Source organism: Notoacmeibacter sp. MSK16QG-6 (genome assembly GCF_024158145.1).
In the GTDB taxonomy this organism is placed as follows: Bacteria; Pseudomonadota; Alphaproteobacteria; order Rhizobiales; family Rhizobiaceae; genus Notoacmeibacter.
This window is the reverse complement of the sequence record NZ_JAMYXM010000002.1, coordinates 15,249-28,345: the sequence shown is the minus strand read 5'-3', so window position 1 is coordinate 28,345 and position 13,097 is coordinate 15,249. Positions and strand designations below refer to the sequence as shown.

Genomic DNA, 13,097 nt, shown 5'->3' with positions numbered 1-13,097 from the left:
CGCAATGAGAAGCCACCGCAAATCCTGAAATCTGCAAAAGGACCTCTCTCATGACAGCTTCGATCCGCCCGCTTGTCGCCGGAAACTGGAAGATGAACGGCCTTTCTTCCGATCTGGCCGAGCTGAAAGAGATGGCTGCGGGATTCGAAGATGCATCGGGAGGTGCTGCGGATGGACTGATCTGCACGCCCGCTACACTGATCGAGCGAGCCGTCCGCGCGGTCGATGGTACGGCTTTGGCGATCGGCGGCGAGGATTGCCACGCGAACGAGACCGGCGCGCATACGGGCGATGTCTCCGCTGAAATGATTGCCGATTGCGGTGCATCCCATGTCATTGTCGGGCACTCCGAGCGACGCACCGATCACGCAGAAACCGACGAGATGGTGGCCGAAAAAGCGAAAGCGGTCTGGCGCGGCGGTCTGGTCGCCATTATCTGCATTGGCGAAACGGAAGCGCAGCGAAAGGCGAATGAAACGCTCGATGTTCTTGCGCAACAGATTGCCGGATCGGTGCCCGATAGCGCGAATGCTGAAAATTCGGTCGTGGCCTATGAGCCAGTTTGGGCTATCGGTACGGGTTTGACGCCAACGGCAAACGATGTCGCCGAAGCCCATGCTCACATTCGCGAGCGGCTGATCGAGCGCCTCGGCGACAACGGAAAGACGGTTCGCATCCTTTATGGCGGGTCGGTAAAGCCTTCCAACGCGGACGAACTGATGGCGGTGGAGAACGTAAACGGTGCCCTGATTGGTGGAGCCAGTCTGAAAGCCGCCGATTTCCTCGGCATTGCAAAGACCTATCGCGGCTGACGATCCGGGGTTGGAACGGAAAGAAATTGACGCTAGAAGCGCGGCGCGCAGGCGCGGGCCCGCGCCAAACATCATTAGTGGAATATCATGGCTACGGTCCTTATCGTCATCCATCTCATTATTGTCATCGCGCTTTGCGGGATTGTGCTGATCCAGCGGTCTGAAGGTGGTGGTCTCGGCATTGGCGGCGGATCGGGCTTCATGAGCGCGCGGGGCACCGCAAATACGCTGACGCGCACAACGGCCATTCTGGCGGCGCTGTTCTTCGCGACCTCGCTCGGCTTGTCTCTCTTCGCCCGCTATGGCGAGCGTCCGACAGATATTCTCGACCAAATTCCGCAAAGTGGACCGACGGAAGACGGCGGTAACCTGCTCGATCAACTCGGTGGCGGACTTTCCGGCGAAACCGAGGAATCACCCGCGCCCGCGACGGAAGGCGAAGTTCCGAGTGGGGACGAGGGGGCAGTTACCGGTCAGCCGGCGGAAGGCGGCGAGACCGCACCTGCTGAGCCTGTCACCCCTCAGCCGGATGAACCGTCCGTCCCGTCTGGCGGCTAACTGGCTTCCGAGGAGGGCTATTCGCTCAAGGCTCCTCATCGTCCTCAGTTGAACGCTTTACCCCAGACCGAGGTGAAGCACGGCTGCGCTATCCTGCGTCGCGATTGTTTCATCCCCAGCTAAAGATATGTGGAGCGCTCATTGGCCTCTTTCGGAATCGCAATGAACGGGTTAGACCCATAAACCCATGGCGCGGTATATTTTCATCACTGGCGGCGTGGTCTCATCGCTCGGAAAAGGCATTGCAGCGGCCGCTTTGGCGGCGCTTCTCCAGGCGCGTGGCTACCGGGTCCGCATTCGCAAACTCGATCCCTATCTGAATGTCGATCCGGGCACGATGAGCCCGTATCAGCACGGTGAGGTTTTCGTCACCGACGATGGGGCGGAAACCGATCTCGACCTCGGTCACTACGAACGGTTTACGGGCCGTTCGGCGACTCAGGACGACAACATCACAACCGGTCGCATCTACAAAAACATCATCGATAAGGAGCGGCGCGGCGACTATCTCGGCGCGACGGTTCAGGTCATTCCTCATGTGACCAATGAGATAAAGGACTTCGTGCTCTCCGGCAACGAGGACTATGATTTCGTTCTGTGCGAAATCGGCGGGACGGTCGGCGATATCGAGGCCATGCCGTTTCTTGAGGCGATCCGCCAACTCGGCAACGATCTGCCGCGCGGCAATGCCATTTACGTCCATCTTACATTGATGCCCTGGATCCCCGCGGCGGGCGAGTTGAAGACCAAGCCGACGCAGCATTCCGTCAAGGAGTTGCGGTCGATCGGTATCGCGCCGGACATTCTGCTTGTGCGGGCCGACCGGCCGATCCCGTCCGAAGAGCGTCGTAAATTGTCGCTGTTTTGCAATGTGCGCGAAAGTGCGGTGATTCAGGCGCTAGACGTTGCGAACATCTACGATGTCCCTATGGCCTATCACAGCGAGGGCTTGGACGAGGAAGTGCTGGCTGCCTTCGGCATCGATCCCGCTCCGAAACCACGGATGGATCGGTGGGAGGAAGTGACCCAGCGTATTCACAATCCGGAAGGCGAGGTCACGATTGCCGTCGTCGGTAAATATACCGGTCTCAAGGATGCCTATAAGTCACTGATCGAAGCACTGAACCATGGCGGCATGGCCAATCGCGTGAAGGTCAATCTGGATTGGATCGAGTCGGAAATCTTCGAGAGCGAAGACGCCGCACCCTATCTGGAAAAGGTCAACGGTATCATCGTGCCGGGCGCTTTCGGCGAACGCGGGGCTGAAGGCAAGATTTCCGCCGTCCGTTTCGCCCGTGAGCGTAAGGTGCCGTATTTCGGCATCTGTTTCGGCATGCAGATGGCCTGCATCGAGGCGGCGCGTAATCTTGCCGGTATCGAAGATGCGTCCTCCACGGAGTTTGGCCAGACGGATCAGCCCGTGGTCGGCCTGATGACTGAATGGCTGAAGGGCAACATGCTGGAAAAGCGCAAGGCCAGTGGCGATCTCGGCGGCACGATGCGACTTGGCGCTTATCGATCCACGCTCGCCGATGGTTCGCGCATAGCCGAGATTTATGACTCGGACACGATAAGCGAACGACATCGACATCGCTACGAGGTCAATGTCGATTATCGTGAACGACTTGAAGATGCAGGCCTTTTCTTCGCAGGAATGAGCCCGGATGGCGTTTTGCCGGAGACCGTGGAATATCCGGATCACCCGTGGTTCATCGGTGTCCAGTATCACCCGGAGCTGAAAAGTCGGCCCTTTGAGCCGCATCCTCTTTTCGCCAGTTTCATTGAAGCGGCGGTTGAGAACAGCCGTTTAGTATAAGAATTTGTTGAGCATTTCAGACGTGAACGATCTTGCTCGTTCCGCGCTTTAATCTATGTTGGAAGCGGGGGTGAGCTGGGAGACTGTAAAATGGTCACATTGATCGTTCTCGCCGCCATTGTGGCAATCCTCGTTTACGTCGTGCTCATTTACAATGGGCTGGTGAAAGCGCGTCAGATGGTCAAGGAGGCCTGGAGCGGCATCGATGTCCAGCTCAAGCGTCGGGCCGATCTCATTCCCAACTTGGTCGATACCGTTAAAGGCTATGTCACGCACGAACGCGAGACCCTGGAGCGCGTAACCGAACTTCGGAACCGCGCAGTTGGCGTTCCGTCCGACGACGTCGAGCAACGTGCAGCAGTCGAATCGATGCTCAGCACCGCTGTCGGCCGTTTGCTTGCGGTCGCGGAAGCCTATCCGGACCTCAAGGCCAGCGATAATTTCCGTGAATTACAGACGTCGTTACAGAACGTCGAATCCGAAATTCAAATGTCGCGCCGATATTATAATGGAGCGGCGCGGGATCTGAACGTGCGCGTGGAAAGCTTCCCATCGAATCTGGTCGCGAGGCCGTTCGGCTTCGATCAGGCGAATTACTTCGAGATCGAATCGGCTGCGGACCGGTCGGTGCCCAAGGTCGATTTCGGCCCGACTGGTTGATGCCGTGAATATGGTCAGCGCAATGCGCGCCGGTCTCGCCTATTTTGCCGCTTCACTGCTTCTCGCCCTGGTTTCTGAGCAGGCTTTTGCCGAAGAACGTATTCGAAGCTTTAAAAGCGACATTGCTATCGCGGCTGATGGCGAACTGACCGTACGCGAAACCATTGCGGTCACTGTCGAAGGTCAGACGATCAAGCGCGGGATTTTTCGGGATTTTCCACGATTTCATACTGGCCCCGACGGTCAATCACAAAGGGTGTCCTTCGATGTCGTGTCCGTTAAGAGAAACGGTGCCGACGAGCCTTATGAGCGTGAGCGCGTTTCGGGCGCTACCCGGCTGAAGATCGGAAATCCAGACCGCTTCCTGGAATATGGCCTGCAGGAATACGAAATCGTCTACAGGACCGACCGCCAGATCCGCTTTTTCGAAGATCATGACGAGTTGCTCTGGAACGTGACAGGAACCGAGTGGGCGTTCCCCATCGAACAGGCGCAGGCCACCGTCAGACTTCCGGGCGGACAAATTGACCGGATGGTGGCCTACACCGGCAGCTATGGCGAAAGAGGAAAGGCGGCGCGCTTCAGCAAGACAGACGGCGGCCGGACCGCGCTTTTCACAACCACCGGCCGATTAAGGGCCGGTGAGGGGCTGACAGCGGGAATCGCCTTTGAAAAAGGGATCGTTGCCGCGCCGACGTCCTCCCAGCTTGCAAGCTGGTTTATCCGCGACAGGCTGGGTGTCATCATCCTCATCGTCGGCACAGCGCTGATTGCCATCTATTACCTGTTCATGTGGTTACGTGTCGGCAAGGACCCGGCCAAAGGCGTCGTCGTTCCGCGCTGGAATGTGCCGGCCGATCTCTCTCCGGCACTGGTCGCCTATATCGAAGCGCGCTCAGGGCAAAGCAGCCGCATGACGAGCGCTGCGCTGCTTTCGCTGGCGGTCAAAGGCATGGTTCGCCTCGTCGATATTCGCGACGATATGAGAATCCAACCGACGGATAAGCTTTATGGCCAGGCTCAGGCCGCGCTGCCCGTGGGTGAGGCAGCCTTGGCGAAGACACTTGTGTCGCACGGTGATGGAATGACGCTGGCAAAGTCCAACGGAAAGGCGGTCAAGCAACTGGTCGACGATTTCCAGGGCGCCATGCTTCGGGAGCATCGCAATACCTATTACCACAGCAATGCCGGATGGATCATTCTAGGCGTGGCCCTTAGTGCCGTCATCCTCCTTCTCGCAGTCGCAACAAATGGCTTTCCTGCAGATGTTCTGCCCATCGGTCTGCCTCTTATTTTCGGAGCAGTGATCATCTCCGTACTGGTTGCTCGTAGTTTTCGGTCGAGTGGCGAGAACATAGGAAAGCGGATATTCAACTTTCTCTTCGCGGCAATTTTCGTTTTTGGCTTTCTGTCCGGCGTTGTCGGCGCAGCGAAGGAACTGATCGCCGATATCAAGCTCGACTGGTCGCTGGTTGCGCTGGGCGCGCTTCTTTTGATCAACATTCTTTTCGTCATGATCATGGGGGCGCCAACCCCGCTTGGCCGTCGGAAAATGGACGAAATCGAGGGTCTTCGAACCTATATCCAGCTGGCGGAAGCGGATCGGATGAACCTTCGCGGCGCGCCGACCATGTCGCCAACTCATTACGAAACGCTGTTGCCGTATGCGGTCGCTCTCGATCTTGAGGAACCCTGGACAAAAACCTTCCAGTCCTGGCTTGCGGCAAGTGCCGCCGCGGCTTCCAGTTATTGGGCGCCGGGCTGGTATCAGGGTCCCGGCGATCGATCGCGCTGGATCGACAGCATGAGCGAGATCGGTGAGCGGACCAGCAGCGCGGTGTCCTCCGCCATGCCATCGCCATCTTCATCTTCGTCGGGCTTTTCTGGCGGGGGCGGTTTTTCTGGCGGCGGCGGCGGCGGCGGGGGCGGGGGCGGCTGGTAAGACGCGTTCGGTGCTTCCCAACGCGGCCTCATGCGGCTAATGCCCCGCCATGAAAACCGATCTCTTCGATTTCGAATTACCTGAGAGCGCTATCGCGCTGCGTCCGGTGGAACCGCGCGAAGCGGCCAGATTGCTGCTTGTCCGTCCAAATGTCGAACCGGTCATGGCTGACAGGCGGATCGCCGATCTGCCTGACCTTCTACAACCGGGCGATGCGCTCGTTTTCAATGATACCAAAGTGATCCCGGCGCAATTGGATGGGCTCCGTCAGCGTGAGGGGAGCGAGGCTGCAAGAATCAGCGCGACGTTGCATATGCGGCTCGATGGCAGTCGCTGGAAAGCCTTTGTGCGCGGATCGAAAAAATTGCGAACAGGAGACCGCATTCGGTTTGGCCACGTCAACACGGCCTGTCTTGTGGGTGCGTTGGATGCAACCGTCGAGGCAAAAGGCGATGGCGGCGAGATAACCCTGGCTTTCGATCTGGCGGGCGCGGCGCTGGATGAAGCGCTCCATACCAGCGGCAAGATTCCCCTGCCGCCCTATATTTCCGGTAAGCGAGCGGTCGATGAACAGGATCGGTCCGACTATCAGACCATCTATGCGCGCGAAGATGGCGCTGTTGCTGCGCCGACAGCCGGCCTGCACTTTACGAGTGATCTCATGGCGCGACTGGAGGCAGCCGGCATCGAACGGCATTTCGTCACGCTTCATGTCGGGGCCGGGACGTTTTTACCGGTTAAGGTGGACGATACTGCGGAGCACGTCATGCATTCCGAGCGGGGCACCGTCAGCGCGCAAACAGCCATTGCGCTGAACGCGGTTCGGGCAAGAGGCGGCCGGATCGTCGCTGTCGGCACCACCTCTCTAAGGCTTCTTGAAAGCGCGGCGGATGAAAATGGCGAACTGGCGGAATGGTCTGGCGCGACCGATATTTTCATCACGCCCGGCTACCGGTTTCGCATCATCGATGTGCTCATGACGAATTTTCATCTGCCCCGCTCGACGCTCTTCATGCTGGTTAGCGCCTTTAGCGGGCTTGAGACCATGCAGGCGGCTTATCGCCATGCCGTCGAAACTGGCTATCGTTTCTACTCCTATGGCGATTCCAGCCTTCTGTTTCGGAAAGACGATCCATGACCGCCGATCGCGAGCAGCATCTCACCGACAAATTTACATTTACAAGACTGGCGCAGGATGGCCCGGCTCGACGCGGACGCATCGACATGCCGCGCGGTTCGATTCGAACGCCGGCCTTTATGCCGGTCGGAACCGCCGGAACAGTCAAGGCCATGTATCTGGACCAGGTGCACGATCTTGGAGCCGACATCATCCTTGGCAACACTTATCACCTCATGCTTCGCCCAGGTGCCGAACGAGTGGCGAAGCTGGGCGGCTTGCACGAGTTTGCCCGATGGCCGTACCCAATCCTGACCGATAGCGGCGGCTTCCAGGTGATGAGCCTGTCGGGCCTGCGCAAGATCACCGAAGAGGGCGTGACCTTTCAAAGCCATGTCGATGGCGCGAAACATTTCATGAGCCCTGAACGCTCAATAGAAATTCAGGGGCTGCTCGATTCTGATATCCAGATGCAACTGGATGAGTGCATCGCTCTGCCCGCGGAGGAAAACGAGATTGCGCGGGCGATGGAATTGTCGCTTCGCTGGGCCGAGCGGTGCAAGGCAGCCTTTGGCCATCAGTCGGGCAAGGCCATGTTCGGCATCGTGCAGGGCGGCGATAATAAAAAACTCCGCGTGCAATCGGCTGAGGCGCTCGCGGCGATGAACCTGAAGGGCTATGCGATTGGCGGGCTCGCCGTGGGTGAACCCCAGGCGGTGATGTTCGATATGATCGAGACGGTCATGCCTTCGCTCCCGCAGGACAAGCCGCGCTATCTGATGGGGGTTGGCACACCCGACGACATCCTTGGCTCGGTTCAGCGTGGAATCGATATGTTCGATTGCGTGATGCCGACGCGGGCAGGGCGTCACGGTCTCGCCTTCACACGCCACGGCAAGATCAATCTTAAAAACGCGCGTCATGCCGAAGATCACCGGCCTCTCGACGAGGAAAGCGAATGCCCGGCCACCCGCGACTATAGCCGTGCCTATCTCCACCATCTGGTGCGGGCAGGGGAGCCGCTGGCCGGAATGCTGCTGACATGGAACAATCTGGCGTACTATCAGCATCTGATGGCTGGAATCAGAGAGGCCATAAGCGCCGGTCGCTTGAACGATTTTGCCGAAGCGAAACGCGCTCGTTGGGCAGAAGGCGACTTGCCGCCTATCGGCTGAGCGCCACATCTTCTCTCAACCGGCCTCTGCCGGATATTTCAGTATGCGGAGCGTATATGAGACCGGTTTATCTTTATCTGATCGCGTTGGTCATCTTCTTCACCATCGATTTCGTCTGGCTCGGATTTGTCGCCAAGAATTTCTACGCCGAGCGGATGGGCGCGATCATGCGCGACAGCCCGAAACTTTCCGTCGCTGCGCTCTTTTATGCCGTCTATGTGATTGGTTTGATCTATTTCGCTGTCTGGCCGGCCTTTAATGGCGGCGGATGGACGCAGGCCGCACTCAACGGCGCGTTTTTCGGCTTCTTCGCTTATCTAACCTATGACGCTACAAGTTATTCGGTTGTAGAAGGGTTCGACCCCGTCGTTGCGGTCGTCGATACAGTCTGGGGAACGATCATTACCGGCTTTACCGCGGCAACCACAGTCTGGATCGGCGCGCTCATTTGGGAACCGTCCGCGAGCTGAGCGCTTGGATAAAACGCTGTCAAACGCCGAAGCTTTTCATGCCGCGCAGCGAAACACCGCTGATTTGCCAACGGCCATCGGCCTGGCGTTGAAGCATGTAGAGAGCCTTCCATAATTTTCCGTCGGGTCCAACGATGATGACCTCTTGAGCGATCTGGCTTTCCGATAGCGGCGTCGCTGTCCCCATCTTCCAGCTTTTGGGGCGCCGCACTTGGGGGTAGCCGCCTTCGACCATCGCCATGAATCCTTCGAGGGTCGGATACATGCTGCGAACATTTGGTGCGGCGTGTGCATAGGCGCCTACATCGTCACCCGATTGAAACGATCGCAGTTGATCGTCGATTGTCTGCTGCCATGGCGGCGGTTCCTGTGCCGAGACGCTGACCGCTGCCAGCACGACGAAAGAAAAGGCGAAAATTAGCAAGGCAAACGGTTTCATGGCGGTTTCCATCTGTTCTTGCCTATCGTTACGTTTGGGAAGCGAAAAGAGTTGCAGGGAAGGCGCACTGTCCTTTGCTCTTCTCCAAAAGCCCGCTAGGTAGGCGCGAAGTCGCACTAAAATTCGAGGGGACGGTCCTGCATGGCCGAGGACGAACTGGTCGTTGAGGAAGAGCAGGATGATTCGATCTACACCGAGAGCGGCGCGGTGCGGCAGGAACTGCTTACAAACATCGAAACGGCCATAGCTGCCAATGATGACGTCTGGCTGCGTGACGAACTGGCCGGCCTGCACAGCTCCGAACTGGGCGATGTAATCGAGGCGTTGTCTCCGGATCAGCGCCTTGCGCTGGTCGGCTTGATGAAGGGCGATTTCGACTTCGCGGCCCTGACGGAAGTCGACGAGGCCATTCGACTGGAAATTGTCGATCAATTGCCGAACGACCAGATCGCGCTGGCCGTTCAGGAACTGGATTCCGACGATGCCGTCTACATTCTGGAGGATCTGGAGGAAGAGGATCAGGAGGAGATCCTCCGGCAGTTGCCGTTTACGGAGCGCGTCCGGCTACGGCGCTCCCTCGATTATCCCGAAGAGACAGCCGGCCGACGCATGGCCACCGAGTTCGTGGCGGTGCCGCCCTTCTGGACGGTGGGCCAGACCATCGATTACATGCGTGAGGATAAGGATCTTCCCGAAACATTCAGCCAGATTTTCGTTATCGATCCCGGCTTTCGACTACTCGGCGCGGTCGATCTGGACCGCATTCTGCGCACCCAGCGGGCCGAAAAGATCGAGAGCGTGATGCATGAGACGCGGCACGCCATCCCGGTCGAAATGGATCAGGAAGAAGCTGCACAATTATTCGAGCGGTACGACCTGTTGTCGGCCGCAGTGGTCGATGAGAACGACCGGCTTGTCGGCGTGCTGACCATCGACGATGTCGTCGACGTCATTCAGGAAGAAGCTGAAGAGGACATCAAGGCGCTCGGCGGCGTTGGCGACGAGGAACTATCGGACACCACGCTGGAGATTGCGCGATCACGCTTCATCTGGCTTTTGATGAATCTCGGAACGGCAGTGCTGGCGTCACTGGTGATTGGCCTGTTCGACGCAACCATCGAGCAGATGGTGGCGCTGGCGATCCTTATGCCAATCGTTGCTTCGATGGGTGGCAACGCTGCGACACAGACGATGACCGTTGCGGTTCGCGCTCTGGCGACACGCGACATCGATATCTACAATGCGGCAAGGATCATTCGGCGCGAAACGCTGGTGGGCCTTTTGAATGGTGTGATGTTTGCCATTCTCATCGGTATTCTGGCCTCGCTCTGGTTCGACAATGCCTCTCTTGGCGGGGTGATTGCCGCGGCGATGGTCGTTAACATGCTGGCCGCGGCGCTTGCGGGTATTCTCATTCCACTTGTGCTCGACAAGATCGGCGCCGATCCCGCGATTGCGTCGGGCGTCTTCGTAACGACGGTAACGGATATCGTTGGATTTTTCGCCTTTCTCGGCCTTGCGGCCTGGTGGTTTGCCCTTCTCTGAATGACGCTGGGGAAAGTTGTCGATCGAAAATTGACTTTTACGTAACTATGGCTGACCTTCCGCCGACCCAATGCAGCGACATACCGGACCCCTGTGAATGCGCGAATTCTACACGATCACCGAACTGACCCGAGAATTCGGCATATCGACACGGACATTACGCTTTTACGAGGATGAGGGGCTGATTTCGCCTGTTCGTCGCGGGCGTACACGCTTGTTCCGTCCTGCAGACCGTCATCTTGTCAAACAGATCCTGCGCGGCAAGCGACTTGGTTTCTCGATCGCAGAGATTCGCGAGATCGTTCAGATGTATCGCGACCCTCCCGGTGAAGTCGGGCAGCTAAAACAGATCATCGCCAAAATCGAAGAAAAGCGGGATGAACTGCGTCAAAAGCGGCGCGACATCGAAGACACAATTGCGGAGTTGAACGCCAGCGAAGAAGGCTGCGTCGAACGCCTTGCCGAATTGGGCGTAAAGGGCTAGCGCGCAATTTCATCGGCGCTTTCCTTCTTCTGAGCCGTTAGAACCAGCGTGAAACGCGCTTGCTGTATTGCCGCCAACCCTTTCCGAAGCGTGCAGCCAGATGTTTTTCTTCGGGGACGATCTGTAATTTCGTAACCGCGTAGGCTGCGATGACTGCCAAGAGCGGAAACCAGAAATTATTTAGCGCGAAGCCCAGCCCAATCAGGATCAGTGTGTTCCCAAGATAAATCGGATTACGGCTGATAGCGTAGGGTCCATTCGTCACGAGACGGGCCGAACTGTGGATAGGCGAGACAGTCGTTTTGCCTCGCCGCAAGGTTATCATTGCCAGAGTGTCGAGTGCGATGCCGCCTCCGATTAAGAGCCAGCCGAAAGCTTTGAGAACAGGCGCATAGGAGGGTGGCAGGAGAGAAAGAGGTGTGAACAGAAGTCCTAACAGATAGGCGCTCACCCCTGCGATCAGCGCGATGACTGGCGGCCAGGGAAACCGGGTCGGGCCGGATTCCTTCGCCTCGATAACATCCTCCTGACGACCTTCGGTCTGTAGCGGACGTGTTTTGCGACGGCTCATCTTGGACTTACCTCTTCCAGCGGAGGCTGCGGATCGGTGGGCGTGTCCATTCCATCAGCATTTACCTCCCTCACACAAAGCTCGCGTTGCTCATCCACAAAACGCAGTTGCTGCTCGGTGAGCGAGCCAGCCCTCGCGCTACGGTAAAGGAGGCCTTCCCTCTCCATAGCACCCAGAATGCAGCTGCAATAGCGCGTACAAAACCGAGCGTCGTCAGCTTGAGCGAGACAGGTCCTTTCACAAGGTTCGCGAACGTCTTCGACAGTTACAGCAGGTGGAAAAATGATTGTCGCCAACCAGACGAGGCCGAGAAGCACGGGTTGATGGATCAAGTAGATAATCAGCGAATGACGGCCGGGAAATGCCGCCCATGGCGGCAAGCCCTTATCGAAGCGTGTCATCGCCAAGCGTCGGAACCAACCTCTTTCGCGACCGATCCGCGCGAAAGCGATGCCAAACAGAAAGATGCCGAACCACGGAAAAAGAGGCACATAGTCGTTCGAGACCGGTGGCTTCTCGGCCAGGCCCAGCCACAGAAGGGGACCGGCCTCGAATAGCTCAGCGCGGAAGAACTGTGGCAGGCCAAGAAAAAAGGCGCCAACAGCAGCTGTAACGGACCAATGAAGTTTCAGGAAGGCGAGTCCGAAAACCGAAGCTGCGGCGATGAGATGAAGAATCCCGAAAAAGATATAAGCATTTGGAAAGGCGTAGAAAGTCGCGATTGTCACGGCGACAGCCGCCAGGGCGATCTGCAAAAACCTTTTCCAGAACGCTTTCCACCGGACGCTCTTGCCGTGCGCGATCAAAAGCGAAACGCCAGCCAGAAAGATGAAGCTTCCGGCGATGCATCGGGCGAAGACGATCATCCCAGGCTGTTGCGGTAGATCCGGTTCCGCATAGCCAAAAATCGCCAGGTCCCACGAAAAATGGTAAATCGCCATGGCGATCAGCGCGATTGTTCGGGCGACATCGATCGTGTTGACCCGCGGTATGCGTTCGGAGATGGGGGTCGAATTCATTGAAGCTCCTGCCTGCTCGACAAGAGGCAGACCATGGCCGATCCCTCCCGGTCAAGCTTTCGGCGGTTGACAATCGGGACGGGCAATGTGACGGGAACGTAACAGCTATGACGAAATGACGTAGCGGGCGAAAAACAAGCATTTGCGCGGTTTTTTCGGCGGAGGCGCGGCGCAGTTGTGGCCGAATTAAGTCTCGACACTTGCGTTCACGATTTCGTTACCATAATATCGATGGTCTGGCCGGGGGCGCTTTCGCGACGGAAAGCGTAGGTCGGAAACTTAAAAAAACGGGGTTTCATTTCTGAATGGATGAAAATGTCCAGAAGAGCTGCTGGAGCGTAACCGCTTGGGCAGTGGCAGCTTTCGCGACGATCGTTTTTGTTGCGTGGCTTGTCGGTGGCGCGGAAGCGACGATTCTAGCAGCCAGCTGAACGCAGCCTTGCTGCCAAATGACAGATCTTCGAGAACGCCGGCTTTGAGCCGGCGTTT

The 13,097-nt window shown here is 57.6% G+C and carries 13 protein-coding genes; 10 read left to right on the top strand and 3 right to left on the bottom strand.

Annotation, left to right across the window (positions count from 1 at the left end):
- Nucleotides 1–50 precede the first annotated feature (50 nt).
- From tpiA to NIM86_RS07835, 8 genes are all read left to right on the top strand, one after another.
- Nucleotides 51–812, top strand: coding sequence for a triose-phosphate isomerase (gene tpiA / locus NIM86_RS07870; RefSeq protein WP_253380849.1), 762 nt, complete (start codon nt 51–53; stop codon nt 810–812).
- 87 nt (nt 813–899) lie between these two features.
- Complete coding sequence (gene secG, locus NIM86_RS07865; protein ID WP_253380847.1) at nt 900–1,370, top strand: preprotein translocase subunit SecG; 471 nt, start codon at nt 900–902, stop codon at nt 1,368–1,370.
- Nucleotides 1,371–1,557: 187 nt separating this feature from the next.
- Entirely contained in the window at nt 1,558–3,186 is a 1,629-nt protein-coding gene (locus NIM86_RS07860) for a CTP synthase (protein WP_253380845.1), read from the top strand.
- Between the two features lie 90 nt (nt 3,187–3,276).
- On the top strand, nt 3,277–3,846 hold the full coding sequence (locus NIM86_RS07855) for a LemA family protein (protein WP_253380843.1): 570 nt from the start codon (nt 3,277–3,279) through the stop codon (nt 3,844–3,846).
- A gap of 10 nt (nt 3,847–3,856) precedes the next feature.
- On the top strand, nt 3,857–5,788 hold the full coding sequence (locus NIM86_RS07850) for a DUF2207 domain-containing protein (protein WP_253381953.1): 1,932 nt from the start codon (nt 3,857–3,859) through the stop codon (nt 5,786–5,788).
- A gap of 49 nt (nt 5,789–5,837) precedes the next feature.
- Nucleotides 5,838–6,926, top strand: a complete 1,089-nt coding sequence (queA, locus tag NIM86_RS07845) for a tRNA preQ1(34) S-adenosylmethionine ribosyltransferase-isomerase QueA (protein ID WP_253380841.1) — start codon at nt 5,838–5,840, stop codon at nt 6,924–6,926.
- The gene (tgt, locus tag NIM86_RS07840) at nt 6,923–8,080 is read left to right on the top strand and encodes a tRNA guanosine(34) transglycosylase Tgt (protein WP_253380839.1); all 1,158 of its coding nucleotides are present in this window, start codon (nt 6,923–6,925) and stop codon (nt 8,078–8,080) included. Before queA ends, tgt begins: the two co-directional genes overlap by 4 nt.
- 56 nt (nt 8,081–8,136) lie before the next feature.
- Complete coding sequence (locus tag NIM86_RS07835) at nt 8,137–8,550, top strand: DUF2177 family protein (RefSeq protein WP_253380837.1); 414 nt, start codon at nt 8,137–8,139, stop codon at nt 8,548–8,550.
- Between the two features lie 19 nt (nt 8,551–8,569).
- Here NIM86_RS07835 and NIM86_RS07830 read toward each other — a convergent pair whose 3' ends face one another.
- Complete coding sequence (locus NIM86_RS07830; protein ID WP_253380835.1) at nt 8,570–8,989, bottom strand: DUF4864 domain-containing protein; 420 nt, start codon at nt 8,987–8,989, stop codon at nt 8,570–8,572.
- A 141-nt stretch (nt 8,990–9,130) separates the two neighbouring features.
- Here NIM86_RS07830 and mgtE point away from each other — a divergent pair, with 141 nt between their 5' ends.
- Together mgtE and NIM86_RS07820 are read left to right on the top strand one after the other, a co-directional pair.
- A complete protein-coding gene (gene mgtE, locus NIM86_RS07825; RefSeq protein WP_253380833.1) occupies nt 9,131–10,534 on the top strand; it encodes a magnesium transporter in 1,404 nt (467 codons plus the stop codon).
- 97 nt (nt 10,535–10,631) lie between these two features.
- Nucleotides 10,632–11,018 (top strand): MerR family DNA-binding transcriptional regulator, encoded by a 387-nt coding sequence (locus tag NIM86_RS07820; RefSeq protein ID WP_253380831.1) that lies wholly within the window; start codon nt 10,632–10,634, stop codon nt 11,016–11,018.
- 37 nt (nt 11,019–11,055) lie between these two features.
- On the opposite strand, the gene NIM86_RS07815 is transcribed toward NIM86_RS07820, so the two are convergent.
- Both NIM86_RS07815 and NIM86_RS07810 read right to left on the bottom strand, forming a co-directional pair.
- A complete protein-coding gene (locus tag NIM86_RS07815) occupies nt 11,056–11,589 on the bottom strand; it encodes an isoprenylcysteine carboxylmethyltransferase family protein (RefSeq protein ID WP_253380829.1) in 534 nt (177 codons plus the stop codon).
- Entirely contained in the window at nt 11,586–12,608 is a 1,023-nt protein-coding gene (locus tag NIM86_RS07810) for a heparan-alpha-glucosaminide N-acetyltransferase (RefSeq protein WP_253380827.1), read from the bottom strand. The genes NIM86_RS07815 and NIM86_RS07810 overlap by 4 nt, the downstream gene beginning before the upstream one ends.
- Between the last annotated feature and the right edge of the window lie 489 nt (nt 12,609–13,097).